Raw genomic sequence first — 21,935 nt, 5'->3', positions numbered from 1 at the left:
TCTAACTCCGACAGGAGCCATTTCGTGAAAGACTTATTAAAGTTTCTGAAAGCGCAAACCAAGACCGAAGAGTTTGATGCGATCAAAATTGCTCTGGCATCACCGGACATGATTCGTTCATGGTCATTCGGTGAAGTGAAAAAGCCAGAAACAATTAACTACCGTACGTTCAAACCAGAACGTGACGGTCTTTTCTGTGCCCGTATTTTCGGACCAGTAAAAGATTACGAATGTTTGTGTGGTAAATACAAACGTTTAAAACACCGTGGTGTTATTTGTGAGAAGTGTGGCGTTGAAGTTACACAAACTAAAGTTCGTCGTGAACGTATGGGTCACATCGAATTAGCTTCTCCTGTAGCGCACATCTGGTTCTTAAAATCACTGCCGTCCCGTATCGGTCTGCTGCTGGATATGCCACTACGCGATATTGAGCGTGTGCTGTATTTTGAATCTTACGTTGTTGTTGAAGGCGGTATGACCAGCCTTGAACGTGGCCAAATCTTAACAGAAGAGCAATACCTCGACGCATTAGAAGAATTCGGTGACGAATTTGATGCGAAAATGGGTGCAGAAGCTGTTCAGAACTTGTTACAGAGCATGGATCTGGAACAAGAGTGCGAAACGCTGCGTGAAGAGTTAAATGAGACTAACTCTGAAACAAAACGTAAAAAACTGACCAAACGTATCAAGTTACTTGAAGCATTCATGCAATCAGGCAATAAACCTGAGTGGATGATCTTAACTGTACTGCCAGTGTTACCACCAGACTTACGTCCACTGGTTCCACTTGATGGTGGTCGTTTTGCGACATCTGACCTGAACGATTTATATCGTCGCGTGATCAACCGTAACAACCGTTTAAAACGCCTGCTTGATTTAGCAGCGCCAGACATTATCGTACGTAACGAAAAACGTATGTTGCAAGAGTCTGTGGATGCGTTATTAGATAACGGTCGTCGTGGTCGTGCAATTACAGGTTCTAACAAACGTCCTCTGAAATCTTTGGCTGATATGATCAAAGGTAAACAAGGTCGTTTCCGTCAAAACCTGTTAGGTAAACGTGTTGACTATTCTGGTCGTTCTGTAATCACCGTTGGTCCATACCTGCGTCTGCATCAGTGTGGTCTACCGAAGAAAATGGCTCTTGAGTTATTCAAACCATTTATTTACGGAAAACTGGAAACCCGTGGTTTAGCGACAACGATTAAAGCCGCTAAAAAAATGGTTGAGCGTGAAGAAGCGGTTGTTTGGGATATCTTAGATGAAGTTATCCGTGAACACCCAGTTATGCTAAACCGTGCACCAACACTTCACCGTTTAGGTATTCAGGCATTTGAACCTATCCTTATCGAAGGTAAAGCTATTCAGTTACACCCACTCGTTTGTGCGGCATATAATGCCGACTTCGATGGTGACCAAATGGCGGTTCACGTACCACTGACATTAGAAGCACAGTTAGAAGCACGTGCGCTAATGATGTCAACAAACAATATCCTGTCTCCAGCAAGTGGTGACCCAATCATCGTTCCTTCACAGGACGTTGTATTAGGTCTGTACTACATGACGCGTGACTGCATTAATGCCAAAGGTGAAGGCATGGTGCTCAGTGGGCCAAAAGAAGCAGAACGCGTTTATCGCGGTGGCTTAGCTTCACTACATGCTCGCGTAAAAGTACGTATTACTGAAGAGATCAGAGATGGCGAAGGTAACGTCACTACAAATACTAGCTTAAGAGACACGACAGTTGGTCGTGCTATTTTGTGGATGATCGTACCTAAAGGTCTACCTTATGAGTTGGTTAACCAACCATTAGGTAAAAAAGCCATTTCTAAAATGCTTAATACCTGTTATCGCGTAATGGGCTTGAAGCCAACGGTTATTTTTGCTGACCAAATCATGTACACCGGTTTTGCTTACGCTGCACGTTCAGGTGCTTCTGTAGGTATCGATGACATGGTAATCCCTGCGAAAAAAGCAGAGATCATTGCAGAAGCAGAAGCGGAAGTTGCAGAAATTCAGGAACAGTTCCAATCCGGTCTGGTAACAGCGGGTGAACGTTATAACAAAGTCATCGATATTTGGGCTGCGGCGAATGAGCGCGTAGCGAAAGCGATGATGGAAAACCTGTCTACAGAAACTGTAATTAACCGTGATGGCGTTGAAGAACAACAAGTATCGTTTAACAGCATCTTTATGATGGCTGACTCCGGTGCTCGTGGTTCTGCTGCACAGATCCGTCAGTTAGCAGGTATGCGTGGTCTGATGGCTAAACCAGATGGTTCAATCATCGAAACCCCAATCACAGCGAACTTCCGTGAAGGTCTGAACGTACTCCAGTACTTCATCTCCACTCACGGTGCTCGTAAAGGTTTGGCGGATACCGCACTGAAAACAGCAAACTCCGGTTACTTGACTCGTCGTTTAGTTGACGTTGCACAAGACTTAGTCGTAACAGAAAGTGACTGTGGTACTACCGAAGGTGTCATGATGACTCCGGTCATTGAAGGTGGTGATGTTAAAGAACCACTGCGTGAACGTGTATTAGGCCGTGTGGCTGCAGAAGATATTCTGAAACCAGGTACTGCTGATATCCTTGTTCCACGTAACACACTGCTTAACGAAAAACTGTGTGACCTGTTAGAAGAAAACTCAGTTGACAGCGTTAAAGTTCGTTCAGTTGTAACCTGTAACACAGACTTTGGTGTGTGTGCTAACTGTTATGGTCGTGACCTTGCTCGTGGTCATATCATCAACAAAGGTGAAGCTATCGGTGTTATTGCGGCTCAGTCAATCGGTGAGCCGGGTACACAGTTAACAATGCGTACATTCCACATCGGTGGTGCGGCTTCTCGTGCGGCGGCAGAATCAAGCATTCAAGTACGTAACAAGGGTACTTTGAAACTGTTTAACGCTAAATTTATCGCTAATACAGCAGGTAAATTAGTTATCACTTCTCGTAACACTGAATTACGTCTTATTGATGAATTCGGTCGTACGAAAGAGAGCTATAAAGTACCTTACGGTGCTCAGCTGTCTAAAGGTGATGGTGAAGCGGTTAACGGTGGTGAAACAGTTGCAAACTGGGATCCGCATACAATGCCAGTTGTGAGTGAAGTCTCTGGTATCATTCGTTTTGCTGACATGGTTGATGGTCAAACCATCATTCGTCAGACTGATGAATTAACGGGTCTTTCTTCACTGGTTGTTCTGGATTCAGCAGAGCGTACAGGTAGCGGTAAAGATTTACGTCCAGCATTGCGCATCACTGATGCACAAGGTAAAGATGTATTAATCCCGAATACTGATATGCCAGCTCAATACTTCCTGCCAGGTAAAGCTATCGTTCAATTAGACGATGGTATTGCAATCAACGCAGGTGATACTTTAGCGCGTATTCCACAAGAATCTGGCGGTACTAAAGATATTACCGGTGGTCTGCCACGCGTTGCTGACCTGTTTGAAGCTCGTCGTCCTAAAGAGCCTGCAATTCTTGCTGAAATCAGCGGTATTGTATCGTTCGGTAAAGAGACGAAAGGCAAACGCCGTCTGGTTATTTCTCCATTAGATGGTAGCGATGCATACGAAGAGATGATCCCTAAATGGCGTCAGCTTAACGTATTTGAGGGTGAGGTTGTGGAACGCGGTGATGTAATCTCCGATGGTCCAGAATCACCACACGACATCCTGCGCTTACGTGGTGTTCATGCGGTAACTCGCTATATCACTAACGAAGTACAGGAAGTTTACCGCTTACAAGGCGTTAAGATTAACGATAAACACATCGAAGTTATCGTTCGTCAGATGCTACGTAAAGTCACTATCGAGAATGCAGGAAGTTCTGAATTCCTCGAAGGTGAACAAGTTGAATACGCTCGCGTTAAAGTATCGAACCGTGTTCTTGAAGATGATGGAAAAGTACCAGCGACTTATGCTCGTGACCTATTAGGTATCACTAAAGCATCACTGGCAACTGAATCCTTTATCTCAGCAGCATCGTTCCAAGAAACAACGCGCGTTCTGACAGAAGCAGCGGTAGCAGGTAAACGTGACGAATTACGTGGCTTAAAAGAGAACGTAATTGTTGGTCGCTTAATCCCAGCAGGTACTGGTTTTGCTTACCATCAGGATCGTATCAAACGTCGTCATCAGCAGTTACCAACTGATGAAACTGAAACAACAGTCAGCGCTGATGAAGCATCTGCTAACTTAGCAGAATTACTGAATGCTGGTTTCGGTGGCTTCAAAGAATAAAATCTGATTTATATTAGATTGAAATGCCCTCCATTGTGAGGGCATTTTTTGTTTCTGTTCTACATAAGTAGGCAAAAAAATGGTAAAAGTAATTACTAATCAATTGATTATTTTATTTTTTGTTTTTACCGGTACTGTATGGGCAAATACCTCCGAAAGAGGGATCCCAACAGAAGCTCAATGGGATTTAGCAACACCACCCACAACGCTAATGCAACTTCGTCAGCAAAAAACGCTTTATGCTTTTGTTGGTGACAAACTTCGTGCGGTTGCAGAACTTTATCCTAATCAAAGTTTTTATATTTCTGAATCTGCTGGGGATTACCATAAATTACAGTTTGGTAATGCTCATGGTTATCTTGAAAGCGGCTATCTTGAAGATGGTTATTTTGAAGATGTCGCACGTATTCAACCTGATAAGAAAACACATTTTCTACCTAGTGATGCTAACCAATTAGATTACCCAATCTACGAATATCTCATTACAACGAAAAAGACGCCAGTCTATCGAGAAGACGATAAAGCTAGCGCACCTATCGCGACATTATTATCAAACTTACGTTACCCTGTTTTATCTCGCATAACTAAAAACGCTCAAGATGGTAGTCAATTATCTTGGTTTGTTATTTCTTTGGGAGATCGCCTTGGTTATATCTCGGCTTATGATGTGAAACCTGATTTAGGCATACCTGTACTGACTTACCATCATATTTTAAAGACAACAGAAAACCGTAATTTTTGTCATACTTCAACAACCACATCATTGACTGCATTTACAGAACAAATGAATTATTTAAAAGAGGGGGGCTATGAAACGCTTTCCCTTCATCAAGTTGCAGGATATTTAAATAAAGATGTAAATTTACCGGGGCGTGCGGTGGCGGTGACATTTGATGATGGGCTGCAATCAGTTTATCGCTATGCTTATCCGATTTTAAAACAAAATGATCAGCGAGCGACGCTATTTGTTATTTCATCAAGAGTAAAATCAAAAACGCAAAAATGGGCACCAGACACATTACAATTTATGAGCTGGCAAGAGCTAAAAATAAGCCGTGATGTTTTTGATATTCAATCACACTCCCATTTTTTACATCGACTAGATAAACAAAAAAGACCGATAATTTTTAATCGTCAATATCATTCTATCGTGCTTGATTTACAACGCTCACAGCGAGTATTACGTTTGCTTAACCCTCATCAATATGCTTTTGCTTATCCTTTTGGTGGATATAATCAACAAGCTATCGATGCTTCAAAAGCGGCGGGTATGTCGATGGCGGTGACAACACAACAAGGAAAAGTGCGTTTAGGTGATAATCCTTATGCATTAAAACGTTTATATGCATTAAGTACCGATTCGGTAGCAAAATTTGCCCGAATGGTTGGTAATGATGAATATGAAGTGATTAATAAACATATCGTAGTAGATAAATAATCAGTGATAGAGTTTATATAAAGTACGCTTTATCTGGTTTATTAAACAATAGGCTGATACTGAATAAGACTTAATAAATAACCTTGATAAATATCGGGGTTATTTGGGTTTTTTTCTTACGAATTTATTTAAAATTTGTAATTAACTTATATATTTCAGATAATTATGATGACTTTTCATTAAGGGAAATACATTTTTTTCTGTAAGCTAGCAGTCCAAATTCGCCATGGAGCTTGCTATGAATAAGCCTATATCAATATCTTCTCATGATTCTGCATTTAAACGTTTTATGATGAATGTCAGTAATGCCAAAGATTTTTTCTTTATCCATTTGTCTGAAGAGTTAAAAAGTTATTGTGATTTTTCAACTTTGCAATTACAGAATTCTTCTTTTATTGATATCAAATTACGTTCTCGAATGTCTGATATTTTGTATTTGGTGAAAACAAAAGAGGGTGATGTTCCAATATATTTACTGATAGAGCATCAATCTAGACCGGATAAAATGATAGCTTGGCGTATGATGCATTACGCATTTTGCACAATGAATCAGCATTTACAACAAGGTTATAAATCTTTGCCTCTCGTCGTTCCAATCTTGTTTTACCATGGAAAGAAAAAACCTTATCCTTTTCCTGTTAATTGGATGGAATGTTTACCTCTTTCCTCACTTGCTAACAAACTTTATTTTAATGATTTCTCTTTAATTGATTTGACCTCAATTGATGATAGTATTTTATTGACACACAAGAAAGCGGCCGTAATGGAAATTGCTATGAAACATGTTAATAGTTGTAGTGATCTTAATAAGGTTGCGATGCTTCTATCAAAAGCAATAAATCAGAAAAACTGCAGGGATGAAGATACTGTTGCTGTTATACAATACTTATTCTCAATCATGGATGCATCAGACTTTGAATTTATTATAAATAAGATAGCTGAACAAATAGGTAACCACAGAGAGGTAATTATGAATATAGCATGGCGATTAGAGAATAAAGGATTTAAATTAGGTATAGATGAGGGATTCGAAATAGGTAAAACAGAAGGGATTGAATTAGGAAAAACAGAAGGGATTGAATTAGGAAAAACAGAAGGGATTGAAATTGGAAAGAAATTAGCGCAATTAGAGCTGGCATTAAAATTATTAAAAGAGAACTTTGATCTTCCATTTATCGAAAGAATGTCTGGTTTAAGTATACAAGAACTTAAATTATTAGCTGTAGCATAATCAATAACTATTATTAATTAATAAAATGCTAATAATATATTAGAATAACTTTTTATTTTTTCTCTCTACACGTTTATTATAAATAGAATACTCCTTTCTATAATTTAAGAGGAGTATTCATATTTTATAATCGAGTGATTAATTACCATTCATCTCGATAGTCAAATGCAATTTGATAATCATATTTATCTAACTCATATTTTATGATTTATGTGTTTTTGACGAGAAGAAAGCCAGTCTGAAACAACATCAAAACTTCCTGAATTTATAATATTTATATCAGGATTAATAGTTTCTTAAATAATAGTGTCGTCATCACCTAGAACGACTGAATATTCATTTCTAATAAAATCCTCATTTCTTTCTCATATTTACTTTCAGTCAAGAAAGGACAATCCATTTTTGTACATATGGGGCAATTATTTCTTTTTAAAAGATCTGAATAATCGTAATTTGGTATATTTTTATCACTCATAAAACATCCTTATTTAATGATGAAAATGTTTAAATACAGCTTAAATCACTTTCGTTAATTATTGGGTTTGAGTGAAGTGAAATAATAAATATTTTTTATTTCAGAGTGATGGAGTTATTTTTTTCATTAAAATAGCATGAATAATATTTATATTTACCATATGATAAAATCGCAATTATTATTTATTATAAAATAATTGCGATTTTATATTATTTAAATTTTAATTAACGCCCCAAGTAATTATCCCAATCTTTCCATACTGGTTGTAACCCTCGGGATTTTAGTGCATCAATAACATCATTAACATGGCGATTATCATTTGGAGAAAACTGTTCTAGTTCTTCATGGCTATCAGAATAGCCGCCGGGTTGAGTTTTTGAACCTGCGCTAATGTTATTGATCGCCAAAGGAACAGTATTATCGCGAAAATAAGGCGATTCACGGGTAGAAAGCGAAAGTTCCACATCAGGCGCTAAAATACGAAATGCACAGATCAGTTGCACTAGTTCTGCTTCGCTCATCACGGATGCGGGACTAAGACCACCAGCACAAGGACGTAAACGAGGAAAAGAGATAGAATAGCGGCTTTTCCAGTAACGTTTTTGTAAAAATAGCAAATGTTCTGCGACCATATAACAATCAGTGCGCCATTGTCCTGAAAGCCCAATCAGTGCCCCTAAGCCGATTTTATCAATACCTGCTTGTCCTAACCTATCTGGTGTTTGTAATCGCCAATGAAAGTCTTGTTTTTTCCCTTTCAGATGATGCAGCTGATAAGTAGGTTCGTGATATGTTTCTTGATAAACCATCACACCATCAATACCTAAGGTTTTTAGTTCAGCATATTCATCAGTTGCTAGGGGTTGTACTTCCATCATTAATGAGCTGAAGTGGCGGCGAATTAGAGGGATATATTGACGAAAATAGTCCATACCCACTTTTCTTTGATGTTCACCAGTAACGAGTAGCAGGCTATCAAAACCTAATTGGCGAATACTATTGCACTCGGCAATTATCTCACTTTCATTGAGCGTTTTACGCTTAATAGCATTACTCATTGAAAAACCACAATAAGTACAGTCATTTGCACATAAATTAGAGAGATAAAGTGGAACATATAAACCAATAACGTTACCAAAACGCTGACGAGTAAGTTGCTGAGCACGTTGCGCCATTGGCTCTAGATAATGACGAGCTGCAGGTGATATTAGCGCCATAAAATCATCTAAAACCAGTATATCGCGGCTTAATGCAGCCTCTACATCAGCGTTAGTTTTGCTATTTAATTTTAATGTTAAGTCATCCCAATTGAGCTGTTGCCAATAATCAGAAAAAGTCTCCATTAGAAAGCCCCTAAATACTGGGTTAATGGGCTCGAGGCCTGTGCTTGCGAGGTGGACATGGCTAAACCAGATTGTTTCGCAAGTTCTCCGGACTCAAGCGCCATTTTAAACGCTTGAGCCATTAGTACCGGATTTTTTGCTACCGCTATCGCGGTATTCACTAATACAGCATCAGCACCTAATTCTAATGCATCAAGTGCATGACTTGGTGCGCCAATGCCAGCATCGACCACGACAGGAATAGATGCTTGTTCAATGATAATTCGCAGAAAATCGCGAGTTTGTAGCCCTTGATTTGAACCTATCGGTGAGCCTAATGGCATTACGGCAGCACAACCGGCTTCTTCTAATCGACGACATAAAACAGGATCAGCACTGCAATAAGGCAATACTACAAAACCTTCTTTTACTAAGGTCTCTGCGGCTTTTAATGTTTCGATAGGATCAGGAAGTAGATATTTGGTATCTGGATGAATTTCTAATTTTACCCAATGAGTACCAAAAGCTTCTTTAGCTAGCCGAGCGGCAAAAATAGCTTCTTGTGCTGTTTTTGCACCCGATGTATTAGGTAATAATTTTATGCCCAATGATTTGAGTGGTGCGATTAAATCATCATTTCCATTTTTTAAATCGACACGTTTCATCGCCATAGTCACTAACTGACTGCCTGAAGCGCGGATAGCTTCAGTCATTATAGTGGGTGTGGCAAATTTACCTGTACCGGTGAAAAGCCTTGATGTGAATGTGGTATCAGCAATTTTTAACATATCAGCCCCCTGCAATTGCTTGAAAGAGAAGGATCGTATCGCCATCATTAATAAAATGAGTGTCCCAATTTTCACGAGGAACAATGGTTTCATTGATGGCGAGCGCCACGCCTATTGGTGGCTGCTCTAACTGAATAAGGAGCTGACTGATAGTGACAGGCATATCCAGAGATAGTTGTTCGTCATTTACGGTAATATTCATGCTAACCCTCGACAAACAGAACATGTTTTTGATGGCGTTAAACGCAACGTACTCCAATTTTGTTTTTTTCCATCAAAAAGACGAAGTTTTCCGCTGAGAGAACTCGGTAAGCCAGATAGCAATTTAATCGCTTCAAGCGCTTGAAGTGTACCAATAACGCCAACCACTGGGCCTAAAATTCCAGCTGTTTTGCAATTTCTTTGTGGCTCAGTTTCATCAGGATAAAGACAGTGGTAGCACCCCTGAATAAAAGGGGGTTCAAACACCATTAGCTGGCCACTAAAACCAACGGCACTGCCGCTAACAAGTGGTGTTTGCTGAGCAACACAAGCACGATTAATAGCCTGTCGAGTGAGCATGTTGTCAGTACAATCAAGGACTAAATCGACGTGTTTAACTAAATCAGGTAACACATCATCATCAAGCCTTTGTTTGTAAGCGGTAATGGTGATATCAGGATTTAACGCGAGTAGTGATTGCTTTGCGATATCTGATTTGGCATCAGGAATATCTTTAGTGCGATATAGGATTTGACGCTGAAGATTAGAAACATGTAAAACATCATCATCAACCAAAATAAGTTCACCCACACCAGCGCCCGCAAGATAAAGTGCAGCAGGAGAGCCTAAACCACCTAGTCCGACAATTAATACTTTGGCTTGCTGAAGCTTATTTTGGCCTTCTAAGCCAAAGTCTTCTAACATCACTTGTCGGCTATAACGCATAAAATCATTATCATTTAGCATGATGGTTTTCCCTCTACTAATTCTAATAATTTCTGTGTTACTTGTTGCCAGTCGACTGCTTTTGTAATGGCACTGACTAAAGCAACACCACCAACACCTGTTGCAACTACACTTGGCACTCTTTCTAATGAGATCCCACCAATAGCCACAGTGGAATAATCGGTGGTTTGTTCAACCTGTTTACGAAGAGCAACTAACCCTTGTGGTTGAGATGGCATCTCTTTGGTGTCGGTTGGGAAAATATGACCGAGTGCAATGTAAGAAGGGTGTAAAGCTTTTGCTCTTTCCAGCTCGAATTCGTCGTGAGTGGAAATGCCAAGACGTAACCCCGCTTGTCTAATAGCATTGAGATCTGCAATATTCAAATCTTCTTGGCCAAGATGCACACCATAAGCGTGATGTTTAATCGCAAGTTGCCAATAATCATTGATAAATAGCCTAGCGTTATAATGCTGGCCTAAATTTATTGCTGCGATAATATCTTGTTCGACCTCTGTCGGTTGCTTATTTTTGATACGCAATTGGATAGTAGTAACGCCTGCTTTTAACAGGCGTTCAATCCATTCAATGGAATCAACAACAGGATAAAGCCCCAATTTTTTTTCTGTTAATGCAAAAGGGGCGCTAGAGGATCTGTTCATTATCAGCAACCTCTGTACTGGCAATTTCTGCACTATGATAAAGCTCGCTACCATGTTCTTTAAAGGCTTGCGACATTTGCTCCATACCTGCGGCATAATCGCGTACTTCTTGAGTAATTTTCATTGAACAGAATTTAGGGCCACACATTGAGCAGAAATGGGCAACTTTACCTGATGCTTGAGGTAAGGTTTCGTCGTGATATTTGCGTGCAGTTTCAGGATCAAGTGCTAAATTAAACTGATCGTCCCATCTAAATTCAAAGCGTGCTTTAGACATCGCATTATCACGAATTTGAGCACCGGGATGTCCTTTGGCTAAATCGGCCGCATGAGCCGCAATTTTGTAAGTGATAAGACCTTGTTTAACATCTTCTTTATTGGGTAAGCCAAGGTGTTCTTTAGGGGTGACATAGCAAAGCATCGCACAACCAAACCAACCAATCATTGCGGCACCGATACCAGAGGTAAAATGGTCATAACCCGGTGCGATATCCGTTGTGAGAGGCCCTAATGTATAGAATGGTGCTTCATGACAATGTTCTAATTCTTCAGTCATATTGCGGCGGATCATCTGCATTGGGACATGACCCGGGCCTTCAATCATAACTTGAACATCATATTCCCATGCAATTTTGGTTAATTCACCAAGGGTATGTAACTCAGAGAATTGTGCTTCATCGTTGGCATCTTGAATAGAACCAGGTCTTAAACCATCACCCAGTGATAATGAAACGTCATAAGCAGTACAAATTTCACAAATCTCACGGAAGTGTTCATAGAGAAAGTTCTCTTTATGGTGCGATAAACACCATTTCGCCATAATTGAACCACCACGAGAAACTATTCCTGTTAAACGTTTAGCTGTCATTGGCACATAACGCAGCAGAACACCTGCATGAATAGTGAAGTAATCTACACCTTGCTCTGCTTGTTCAAGTAAAGTATCACGGAATATTTCCCATGAGAGATCTTCTGCAACGCCATTTACTTTTTCTAATGCTTGATAAATTGGTACAGTACCAATAGGCACGGGGCTATTGCGAATTATCCACTCACGGGTTTCATGAATATAACGACCTGTCGAGAGATCCATTACGGTATCGGCACCCCAACGCGTAGACCAAATTAATTTCTCTACTTCTTCTTCAATTGAAGAGGTAACTGAGGAATTACCAATATTTGCATTCACTTTTACCAAGAAATTACGGCCAATAATCATTGGCTCTGATTCAGGGTGATTGATATTGGCAGGAATAATCGCACGACCCGCAGCGACCTCTTGGCGTACAAATTCAGGTGTAATATTGTCAGGAAGATGAGCACCGAAGCTAAAGCCAGCATGTTGTTGGCGTAATACTTCGCTATGAATACGTTCCCGACCCATATTTTCACGAATAGCGATAAATTCCATTTCTGGTGTGATAATACCTTGCCGTGCGTAGTGTAGCTGGGTGACTCTTTTTCCAGATAATGCTTTTTTAGGGCTTGGTTTTAAAGGAAAGCGAAGGTGCTCTAGTCCCGCATCAGAAAGACGCTGCTGGGTAAAATCAGAACTAAGCAGTGTTAAGGCTTCGGTATCTTTACGCTCATCAATCCAAGGCTGACGTATCTTTTTTAAGCCTTTATTTACATCGAGTTGAGAGGTTGGATCGCCATAAGGGCCTGATGTGTCATAAACCGGAACAGGTTCATTATCTTCAAAAATAGGGCTTTCTTTTGTACCACCGGTTAGCGTTTGAGCTAACTGAATTTCACGCATTGGAATTTGAATATCAGCGCGGCTGCCTTCAAGGTAAATGCGATTTGAATTGGGAAAACTGACGCCTTGAATGGTGCTGATAAAGGCTTGAGCCGCATCGCGCTGTTCTTTTCTCGGACGCTGTTTTTCTGAAATAGTCGTTGCTGTTGGTGAAATATCTTTAACAGATATAGATTGTTTTGTGGACATAGCATTTCCTAATAAATATCAATCAAGCACGAGGCTTGTCGGGTGGATATTGAGAAAAATGCTTGTCTGGAGGTCGCAGGGAGTATCGACAGATAGGTGTGTAAAAAATATACGTGTAAATGCTATCAAAAGGTCGAATCACTCTTGTTCCCTTCGCGGGTATTAACCCGATCAGGTTCCGCGGATCCCGAATAAACGGTCTCAGCCTGTGCTTATAACAACCTTATAAACACTAGGCACTCCGACAAGAAGATGTCCAGTATATGAAAGATTTTAAAAACTACAAGTCCGATATCAATTATTGATTTAAATCCCAGCGTGATTGTTTCCAACCGTTATTTATTGCGATTTGGGCTAAGAGAACATCAGCATTAACAGTAATTACCTCATCAGCTTGATAGCATAATGGGAGATCGTTACTAGAGTCAGTATAAAAATATATATAATTATTATTAATGTTATTCTTATTTTTCCAGTGAGCTAATCGTGTCACTTTACCTTCTCTAAATGTTGGTATTCCTTCAATTTTACCGTTGTAATAGCCGTTATTTATTTACATATCAATACCCATAGAGGCATCTGTATTGAGTAATTTTGCGATAGGGTGAACCAGAAAAGACATCGTAGCTGAAATGATAATAACGGGAATATTTTCTTGTTGATATTGAGCAATAATATTGATCCCTTGGGGGTAAAGTAATGGTTTAATAACAGTTTGAATATAATCATTAACCCAGTGATTAATCAGATCTACAGTAAATTGGTTGAAATAAGACATATGTTCAAAAAGGTAATGTTCAATATTGAGTTTACCTGCGTAGTAGTCCTTCATCATTTGAGAATCAAGAGCTAAAAAAGCAGGGTCTTGAACAATTTTTCTATCCCAAAGATAATTTGTCCATAAGCGACTTGAATCGCCACACAATAATGTTTCATCAAGATCAAAAATGGCGAGAGATTTTTTTTTATTCATAGTTATCTAACTTATTCTTCATTAATTTTTTTTATATATTTTCATTAAAAAATAGTACTGAATTATAAGGATTTTACATGATAGATTGAGATAATTGGTTTAAAGAGAGTATCCTCTAGTCTATATCATTATTTTGGATAGAATCATCGTTATGCATTTATATACATTAACCGGATCAGAAAAAGGCTGGTGGACTGTTAGCCTTGGTGGGCGAGTTTGGTTACCTCAAGGCGATCTACCTTTTGGAACTGCTCAGAATTGGGGGTTAACAGGTAAACAAGCCAAAGTTGTTGGTGAATGGCAAGGGGAAAATGTTTGGCTTATTCATGGCAAAATGGATAACGATATGTGTTCGCCTAGACTGATAGCTTCTCAAGACGAAAAATTATTTAAGCTTGTTGGCAGAGGTGTACAGTTAGCCGAATTTTACCGTTCTCATCGTTATTGCGGTTACTGTGGTTCTAAAATGAGACATAGTGAAAGTGAATGGGCTTGTTTATGTGATAACTGCCACGAACGTTATTATCCACAAATCGCCCCTTGTATTATTGTGGGCATTAGAAACCAAGATAAAATTTTATTAGCTCATCATGTAAGACATAAACACTCGCCTCTTTATACTGTGTTAGCGGGTTTTGTCGAAGTAGGAGAAACCCTCGAAGAAGCGGTAGCACGTGAAGTTTTTGAAGAGAGTAATATCCGTATTCGTAATATTCGGTATGTCTCTTCTCAGCCTTGGCCTTTTCCTCATTCTTTAATGATGGGCTTTTTAGCTGATTATGACGGTGGTGAGTTACGTCATGATCCGGCTGAATTAACGAGTGCAGGTTGGTATCGCTATGATAAATTACCACAAATTCCACCATCAGATACCATTGCTAGGCGTTTAATCGAAGATACGATAGCGAATATTCGTCAAGATGAAACAAGAAATAAATAAAGGCGCAGTCTGCCAACAGTTATTTTTCTAACATGTTACAATCTAAGCTATTTTGCGGCCCTATTACTGTTAATGGAGTTAGTCATGAGTGAGTTGAAAAACGACCGCTATTTACGTGCGCTGTTGCGCCAACCTGTTGATGTCACCCCAGTTTGGATGATGCGTCAGGCAGGCAGATATCTTCCTGAATATAAGGAAACACGGGCACAGGCGGGGGATTTCATCTCATTGTGCAAAAATACAGAGCTCGCATGTGAAGTCACACTGCAACCATTAAGACGCTTTCCTCTTGATGCTGCCATTTTATTTTCTGATATTTTAACTATTCCTGATGCAATGGGATTGGGGCTCTATTTTGAAACGGGTGAAGGCCCTCGTTTTCATTCGCCAATAAAATGCTTTGATGATATTAAAAAATTACCTGTTCCTGATCCTGAAGATGAATTAGGTTATGTGATGAATGCAGTACGTGCTATTCGTCATGCATTACAAGGTAGTATTCCGTTAATCGGTTTTTCTGGTAGCCCTTGGACACTTGCCACTTATATGGTTGAAGGCGGAAGCAGCAAGGCATTTACAAAAATTAAAAAAATGATGTATGCCGAGCCACAAGCGTTACATCTATTACTGGATAAACTGGCAGATAGCGTTATCCTTTATTTGAATGCTCAAATTAAAGCGGGCGCCCAATCTATTATGATTTTTGATACATGGGGTGGCGTATTAACAGGACGCGATTACCAACTGTTCTCACTCAACTATATGCATAAGATTGTTGATGGTCTTATTCGTGAATATGATGGTAGAAAAGTCCCCGTCACTTTATTTACTAAAGGTGGTGGACGCTGGTTAGAAGCCATGGCAGCAACAGGTTGTGATGCATTAGGTCTAGATTGGACGATTGATATTGAAGATGCACGCCGTCGAGTCGGCGATAAAGTTGCATTACAAGGTAATATGGATCCTTCAATGCTTTATGCGCCGCCAGCAAGAATTGAACAGGAAGTTGAAACCATCCTTGCTGGATATGGCAAAGGTAATGGCCATGTCTTTAATCTTGGGCACGGTATTCATCAAGACGTTCCACCTGAACATGCGGGTACGTTTATTGATGCGGTTCACCGTTTATCAAAGCCTTATCATCAGGACAATGATTAATACTCAACAACTGCGTCAAGAGCAGACAGAAAAAGCTCAACAAATTATTTTAACCGATCAATATTCAGCACCTACTTATATCGCAGGTGCTGATGTTGGTTTTGAAGACGGTGGCGCAGTCACTCGCGCTGCTATCGTTATATTACATTACCCTTCTTTTGAAATTCTTGAATACCAAATAGCGCGAATTCCCACATCACTTCCTTATATTCCAGGTTTACTTTCTTTTCGTGAATGTCCAGCGTTATTAAAAGCGTGGCAGGCATTAAAACAAAAGCCTGAACTTATTTTTGTCGATGGGCAAGGTATCGCTCATCCAAGGCGACTTGGTGTTGCAAGTCATTTTGGTTTGCTTGTTGATACGCCGACTATTGGTGTCGCGAAAAGTCGCTTATGTGGTGTTGATAAACCTTTAAGTGAAGATGTTGGAAGCTATGAAACGTTAATGGATAAAGATGAACAAATAGGGTGGATTTATCGCAGTAAGAAAAAATGTAAACCACTCTATATTTCTCCAGGTCATAAAGTGAGTATGAAGAGTGCGTTAGCGTGGGTTGAGCGCTGCATGAAAGGCTATCGATTGCCTGAACCAACTCGTTGGGCTGACGGTATAGCTTCAAATAGGCGAATATTTGAGCGATTGAATAAGAATAAGCTCTAAATAGTCGGGAAATATGTGGATATTCTGAATTTTCAGGTAAACTGCGGCTAAGTTAAGAAAATGAGTAATTACGAATGTTGAAGAACCCAATCCATTTACGTCTAGAAAAGCTTGAAGGCTGGCAACACCTGACGTTTATGGCATGCCTGTGTGAGCGCATGTATCCGAATTATCAGGTATTTTGCCGTGAAACAGGATTTACTGATCCAATGCTTTATCGTCGTATTCTCGATTTGGTTTGGGAAACTTTAACGGTAAAAGATGCAAAGGTGAATTTTGATTCACAGTTGGAAAAGCTAGAAGAAGCTATTCCTGATGCATCTCAATTTGATATTTATGGTGTTTATCCCGCCATTGATGCCTGTGTTGCGCTAAGCGAAATAGTACATTCCCGTTTAAGTGGAGAATCATTAAGCCACGCTATTGAAGTAAGTAAAGTATCTGTTGGTACGGTTGCAGCACTCGAAATGACACAAGCAGAAAGGGAAATGAGCGAGGAAGAACTGAAAAATCTTCCTGCGGTTATTGATGAATTTGATATCCAATGGGAAATTTATCGCCTGTTGGTTGAGTGCGAAGAACGAGATATTGAACTGATAAAAGGTCTGCGAACAGACCTTCGCGAAGCTGGAATGAGCAATATCGGTATAGAATTAACACACTAAATCAGAAAAACGTGATTTAGTGCTTGAAAAGCGACGTTTAAAGACTTCACATCACCCCAGTGTATGTTCTACATTGGGAACGAACAGAAGTGGCTCAGGTGTTTTTACTTAATCAGTACTTTAAAAATATTCATTAAGTTTTTTCACCAGATGTTTTTCAAACGATAAAACATACTTTAAGGACTATTTTATGAACAAAGCTGAATTAACCGAATCAGTTGCTGAAAAAGCGGATCTGACAAAAACTCAAGCAAAAGCTGCTATTGAAGCGTTTATCGATTCAGTAACAGGTGCTCTGAAAGAAGGCGATTCTGTACAGTTAGTTGGTTTCGGTACATTCAAGGTGAATCACCGTGCAGAACGTACAGGTCGTAATCCTCAAACTGGCAAAGAAATTACTATTGCAGCAGCAAACGTTCCTGCATTCACTGCCGGTAAAGCACTGAAAGACGCTGTAAAATAATTCCTTTGAACGGAATGAACAATAGAGGGGGAGTTATTCCCCTTTTGTTGAAACGACAGGGGCTGTTTGCTATAGGATTAGCGTCTTTGCTCAGCGCCTGCTCTTCAACTCCACGACTTCCTGAGTTTTCTGCAACCGGCTATATTGCGGACGAAGGTGTTGTTAGGTTATGGCGCCTTAATAATCCAGCGTCAGAGCCTCAAGTTATAATGAGTGTGTATAGTTTTTATAAAAAACCTGAAACCATCATCACATTCTATGAGTATCGCCAAAATCAGCTCTGGCAAGTCCGCAGTGAAATTGTAAATCCTACCAATCCTTCCTCTTGGCATCTTCGATTAAATCAACATGGCGAAACGATTTTTATGCAGCAAGAAAATCAAGGTCAAAAACGACAGTTAAGCGAAGATGAACGCCTAATCATGGTTTTCTCAGCATTAAAAGAGCGTGAAATCAGTGAAGCATTAACCATTGGACAAGTTAATTTAGTACAAGGTGTTTGGAGCCAAAATACCATGACAACATGTGCTGGTGAAAAAGTGAATGTGACATTTGAAGCCCCAGAGCAGCGTTGGCTAAAGAGACGGGCACTAAATTCGAATAAACCTGTTTATGTAGCATGGCTTGATTCGCCAGAAGGCAAACAGTTATTGATGGTTGCTGAACATGATTTTTGTAAATGGGAACCAACAAAAGAGAGTCTGTAATAACTCCCTTTTGTCGTTTTAGCTTACTTTTTTAAACGTGCAATAGCACGATAGCCAATATCATGGCGATAAAAACTACCATTCCAATGAATATCTTTTGCTAAAGCATAAGCATTTTTTTGTGCTTGTTCGATATCATCACCTAAGGCCGTAGCACATAAAACACGACCGCCAGCAGTGATAACCTCACCTTTATCATTTAATACCGTGCCTGCTTGGAATACTTTTGCTGTTGTTGATGATGTTTGAGGTAAACCATAAATAACATCACCTTGGTGATAATCAGCAGGATAACCACCGGCAGCAATCACAATACCTAAAGCAGGACGAGGATCCCAAATTGACGCTTTACCTTTTAATTCGCCTTTTGCGCCAGCCAAACAAAGCGCGACTAAATCTGATTGCATACGCATCATAATAGGTTGAGTTTCTGGATCACCAAAGCGGCAGTTAAATTCAATAACCTTAGCGACGCCTTGTTTATCAATCATTAATCCCGCATAAAGAAAACCTTGATAACGGTGACCTTCTGCCGCCATACCTTTTACTGTTGGATAAATCACTTTTTCCATTACTTGCTGGTGGATGGCATCAGTAACAACGGGGGCTGGTGAATAAGCGCCCATTCCACCTGTATTTGGGCCAGTGTCGCCATCGCCAACGCGTTTGTGATCTTGGCTGGTTGCCATCGGGATAACATTTTCGCCATCAACCATGACAATAAAACTGGCTTCTTCGCCATCAAGAAATTCTTCAATGACGATACGATGACCTGCATCCCCAAAAGCATTACCCGCAAGCATATCTTTAATCGCATTTTCGGCTTGAGCTTCAGTCATTGCAACAATGACACCTTTTCCTGCTGCTAAACCATCAGCTTTAATGACAATAGGCGCACCGACTTTCTTTAAATAGTCTAAAGCAGGTGCGACTTCAGTAAAGTTTTGATAGCTCGCTGTTGGGATGTTGTGACGCGCTAAAAAATCTTTAGTAAATGCTTTTGAACCTTCAAGTTGTGCTGCACCTTTAGTTGGGCCAAAAATCGTTAATCCAGCTTCTTTAAATGCATCAACGACACCAATAACAAGTGGTGCTTCTGGACCAACAATAGTAAGTCCGATATCATTTTCTTTAGCAAATTCAACGAGAGCGGAAATATCTGTTGCGGCGATGGCAACATTTTCTACGCCGGCTTCTAATGCGGTTCCTGCATTACCTGGTGCGACAAAAATTTGTGCCGCAAGTGGTGATTGAACGGCTTTCCATGCAAGAGCATGTTCACGACCACCATTACCAATAATTAAAATTTTCATATTGATATCCTATTAGTGGCGGAAATGGCGCATGTTTGTAAAGATCATCGCAATGTTATGTTCATTTGCAGCAGCAATAACTTCATCATCACGAATTGAACCGCCAGGTTGAATAACACAAGTTACGCCTGCAAGTGCCGCTGCATCAATACCATCTCTAAATGGGAAAAATGCATCTGATGCCATAGCGCAGCCAGCAACTTCTAAACCTTCATCAGCCGCTTTAATTCCTGCAATTTTGGCGGAATAAACTCGACTCATTTGTCCTGCGCCAATCCCGACAGTCATATCATTCTTGGCGTAAACAATGGCATTTGATTTAACAAATTTAGCGACTTTCCAACAGAACAGAGCATCTTTTAATTCTCGTTCACTAGGTTGGCGTTGTGTAACGACTCTTAAGTTTTCTTCTTTAACCATACCCAAGTCACGATCTTGTACTAAAAGCCCACCATTTACACGTTTAAAATCGAATGCAGGTTTTGCTTCTTGCCATTGACCACAAACTAATACGCGAACGTTAGGTTTAGTTTCTAAAATAGGTAACGCTTCTTTATTAATAGAAGGAGCAATAATGACTTCAACAAATTGACGTTCGATAATCGCGCTTGCTGTTTCTGCATCTAATGAGCGATTGAAAGCAATAATACCGCCAAATGCAGAGGTTGGATCGGTTTTAAATGCGTTGTCATACGCTTGTACGAGGCTATTCGCAATAGCAACGCCACAAGGGTTTGCATGTTTCACAATAACACATGCTGGTTCAGAAAAAGATTTCACACATTCTAATGCCGCATCAGTATCAGCAATGTTGTTGTAAGAAAGCGCTTTACCTTGTAATTGTTCGGCTGTCGCAATTGATGCTTCTTCTATATTCTCTTCTATATAGAAAGCAGCTTGCTGATGAGCATTTTCTCCATAACGCATATCTTGCTTCTTTATATAGTTAAGATTCAATGTACGAGGAAAATGACCTGATAGCTGTGAAGTGTCGCCATAATAAGGTGCAACTTTTTGACCAAAGTAATTTGCGATCATGCTGTCATAAGCTGCGGTGTGTTCAAATGCTTTTATCGCTAAGTCAAAGCGGGTATCTAAAGTAAGACTATTTTCGTGATTATCCATTTCTTCAATCACTCTTTCATAATCATTACTATTTACTACGATAGTGACATCTTTATGATTCTTTGCGGCAGAGCGAACCATGGTTGGCCCACCGATATCAATGTTTTCTACAGCGTCTTCTAATGTACAGTCGGTACGAGCAACCGTTTTAGCAAAAGGATAAAGATTAACAATTACCATATCGATAGGGCGAATATGGTGTTCTTCCATTATTGCATCGTCTTGTCCGCGGCGACCTAAAATGCCGCCATGTACTTTAGGGTGTAATGTTTTAACTCGACCATCCATCATTTCAGGAAAACCTGTGTAATCGGAGACTTCAATAACAGGTAAACCTGCTTCTGCTAATAGACGCGCAGTTCCGCCAGTCGATAATAGTTCTACATTTCTTTCAATAAGCGCTTTAGCAAATTCTAAAATACCAGTTTTATCTGACACGCTTAATAGTGCACGGCGGATAGGACGAAGATGTTGCATGAGTTTTATCCCTTGGTTTTCGTATTACGGTAATGATGGTGAAGTTAAATCACATTAATACAGCGAAATTGTGTTTGCTTAACTAACATTTCAGAAGCTGAACACAAAATCAATCTAACTTATTTAGTGCGCATAATAACGCAAACGTTTGCGTTTGGCATTCGAAATTTGAATGGAATATCAGTCTGTGGATAAAATTGTTGATAAAGTGGTATAAGTGGGGGTTTTGCTGTGGAATTAAGCAAACGATTTTTTTTCTTAAAAAAACTATTGCCAGCCTCAGAAAACTCCCTATAATGCGTCCTCGTTGTCACGGCAAACCACGCTAAGTGAGTTAGCCGAGAGAACAAAAAATAAAGTGAAAAGCCTTATAAAATAACGCTTGACACTGAATGAGGAAGATGTAGAATT

General features: G+C 39.8%; 17 protein-coding genes, 1 pseudogene and 1 riboswitch. Of the genes and pseudogenes, 9 read left to right on the top strand and 9 right to left on the bottom strand.

Going from position 1 to position 21,935, the window contains the following annotated elements; all coding sequences use genetic code 11:
* The first annotated feature begins 24 nt into the window (after positions 1 to 24).
* The 3 genes from rpoC to M997_RS00080 all read left to right on the top strand — a co-directional run bounded on the left by rpoC (position 25) and on the right by M997_RS00080 (position 6,920).
* Positions 25 to 4,251 (top strand): DNA-directed RNA polymerase subunit beta', encoded by a 4,227-nt coding sequence (gene rpoC / locus M997_RS00090; RefSeq protein ID WP_064718090.1) that lies wholly within the window; start codon positions 25 to 27, stop codon positions 4,249 to 4,251.
* A gap of 79 nt (positions 4,252 to 4,330) precedes the next feature.
* Positions 4,331 to 5,689: a polysaccharide deacetylase family protein gene (locus M997_RS00085; protein ID WP_109406181.1), complete on the top strand. Its 1,359-nt coding sequence runs from the start codon at positions 4,331 to 4,333 to the stop codon at positions 5,687 to 5,689.
* Positions 5,690 to 5,927: 238 nt separating this feature from the next.
* On the top strand, positions 5,928 to 6,920 hold the full coding sequence (locus M997_RS00080) for an Rpn family recombination-promoting nuclease/putative transposase (RefSeq protein WP_064718089.1): 993 nt from the start codon (positions 5,928 to 5,930) through the stop codon (positions 6,918 to 6,920).
* Positions 6,921 to 7,619: 699 nt separating this feature from the next.
* Here M997_RS00080 and thiH read toward each other — a convergent pair.
* The 7 genes and pseudogenes from thiH to M997_RS17885 all read right to left on the bottom strand — a co-directional run bounded on the left by thiH (position 7,620) and on the right by M997_RS17885 (position 14,015).
* The gene (gene thiH, locus M997_RS00075; RefSeq protein WP_064718088.1) at positions 7,620 to 8,738 is read right to left on the bottom strand and encodes a 2-iminoacetate synthase ThiH; all 1,119 of its coding nucleotides are present in this window, start codon (positions 8,736 to 8,738) and stop codon (positions 7,620 to 7,622) included.
* The gene (locus tag M997_RS00070; protein ID WP_064718087.1) at positions 8,738 to 9,505 is read right to left on the bottom strand and encodes a thiazole synthase; all 768 of its coding nucleotides are present in this window, start codon (positions 9,503 to 9,505) and stop codon (positions 8,738 to 8,740) included. Before M997_RS00070 ends, thiH begins: the two co-directional genes overlap by 1 nt.
* Before the next feature lies 1 nt (position 9,506).
* Positions 9,507 to 9,707, bottom strand: coding sequence for a sulfur carrier protein ThiS (gene thiS / locus M997_RS00065; RefSeq protein WP_064718086.1), 201 nt, complete (start codon positions 9,705 to 9,707; stop codon positions 9,507 to 9,509).
* Entirely contained in the window at positions 9,704 to 10,453 is a 750-nt protein-coding gene (locus M997_RS00060; protein ID WP_064718085.1) for a HesA/MoeB/ThiF family protein, read from the bottom strand. The genes thiS and M997_RS00060 overlap by 4 nt, the downstream gene beginning before the upstream one ends.
* On the bottom strand, positions 10,447 to 11,094 hold the full coding sequence (gene thiE, locus M997_RS00055; RefSeq protein WP_064718084.1) for a thiamine phosphate synthase: 648 nt from the start codon (positions 11,092 to 11,094) through the stop codon (positions 10,447 to 10,449). Before thiE ends, M997_RS00060 begins: the two co-directional genes overlap by 7 nt.
* Positions 11,078 to 13,042, bottom strand: coding sequence for a phosphomethylpyrimidine synthase ThiC (thiC, locus tag M997_RS00050; protein WP_064718083.1), 1,965 nt, complete (start codon positions 13,040 to 13,042; stop codon positions 11,078 to 11,080). Before thiC ends, thiE begins: the two co-directional genes overlap by 17 nt.
* A gap of 131 nt (positions 13,043 to 13,173) precedes the next feature.
* Positions 13,174 to 13,296, bottom strand: a riboswitch (TPP riboswitch).
* Positions 13,297 to 13,340: 44 nt separating this feature from the next.
* A pseudogene (locus M997_RS17885) lies at positions 13,341 to 14,015 on the bottom strand (HAD family hydrolase).
* A 151-nt stretch (positions 14,016 to 14,166) separates the two neighbouring features.
* On the opposite strand from M997_RS17885, the gene nudC reads away from it, so the two are divergent.
* The 6 genes from nudC (at position 14,167) to M997_RS00015 (ending at position 18,609) form a co-directional block, all read left to right on the top strand.
* Positions 14,167 to 14,955 (top strand): NAD(+) diphosphatase, encoded by a 789-nt coding sequence (gene nudC / locus M997_RS00040; protein WP_064718082.1) that lies wholly within the window; start codon positions 14,167 to 14,169, stop codon positions 14,953 to 14,955.
* A gap of 84 nt (positions 14,956 to 15,039) precedes the next feature.
* A complete protein-coding gene (hemE, locus tag M997_RS00035) occupies positions 15,040 to 16,113 on the top strand; it encodes a uroporphyrinogen decarboxylase (RefSeq protein WP_064718081.1) in 1,074 nt (357 codons plus the stop codon).
* Complete coding sequence (gene nfi, locus M997_RS00030; RefSeq protein ID WP_064718080.1) at positions 16,106 to 16,774, top strand: deoxyribonuclease V; 669 nt, start codon at positions 16,106 to 16,108, stop codon at positions 16,772 to 16,774. The genes hemE and nfi overlap by 8 nt, the downstream gene beginning before the upstream one ends.
* Positions 16,775 to 16,848: 74 nt before the next feature.
* Positions 16,849 to 17,439 (top strand): YjaG family protein, encoded by a 591-nt coding sequence (locus M997_RS00025; RefSeq protein WP_064718079.1) that lies wholly within the window; start codon positions 16,849 to 16,851, stop codon positions 17,437 to 17,439.
* 190 nt (positions 17,440 to 17,629) lie between these two features.
* Positions 17,630 to 17,902 carry an HU family DNA-binding protein gene (locus tag M997_RS00020; protein ID WP_064718078.1) on the top strand — a complete coding sequence of 91 codons (273 nt, stop codon included), beginning with the start codon at positions 17,630 to 17,632 and terminating at the stop codon, positions 17,900 to 17,902.
* Between the two features lie 44 nt (positions 17,903 to 17,946).
* Positions 17,947 to 18,609, top strand: a complete 663-nt coding sequence (locus M997_RS00015; RefSeq protein ID WP_239994726.1) for a DUF1481 domain-containing protein — start codon at positions 17,947 to 17,949, stop codon at positions 18,607 to 18,609.
* A gap of 23 nt (positions 18,610 to 18,632) precedes the next feature.
* On the opposite strand, the gene purD is transcribed toward M997_RS00015, so the two are convergent.
* Together purD and purH are read right to left on the bottom strand one after the other, a co-directional pair.
* Positions 18,633 to 19,922 carry a phosphoribosylamine--glycine ligase gene (purD, locus tag M997_RS00010; protein ID WP_064718076.1) on the bottom strand — a complete coding sequence of 430 codons (1,290 nt, stop codon included), beginning with the start codon at positions 19,920 to 19,922 and terminating at the stop codon, positions 18,633 to 18,635.
* Between the two features lie 12 nt (positions 19,923 to 19,934).
* Positions 19,935 to 21,524 (bottom strand): bifunctional phosphoribosylaminoimidazolecarboxamide formyltransferase/IMP cyclohydrolase, encoded by a 1,590-nt coding sequence (gene purH / locus M997_RS00005; protein ID WP_064718075.1) that lies wholly within the window; start codon positions 21,522 to 21,524, stop codon positions 19,935 to 19,937.
* Positions 21,525 to 21,935 lie beyond the last annotated feature (411 nt).

Origin of the sequence: Proteus hauseri ATCC 700826, assembly GCF_001654965.1 — a bacterium.
In the GTDB taxonomy this organism is placed as follows: Bacteria; Pseudomonadota; Gammaproteobacteria; order Enterobacterales; family Enterobacteriaceae; genus Proteus; species Proteus hauseri.
The sequence above is the reverse complement of the archived record's forward strand: the minus strand, read 5'-3'. Positions and strand labels throughout refer to the sequence as shown.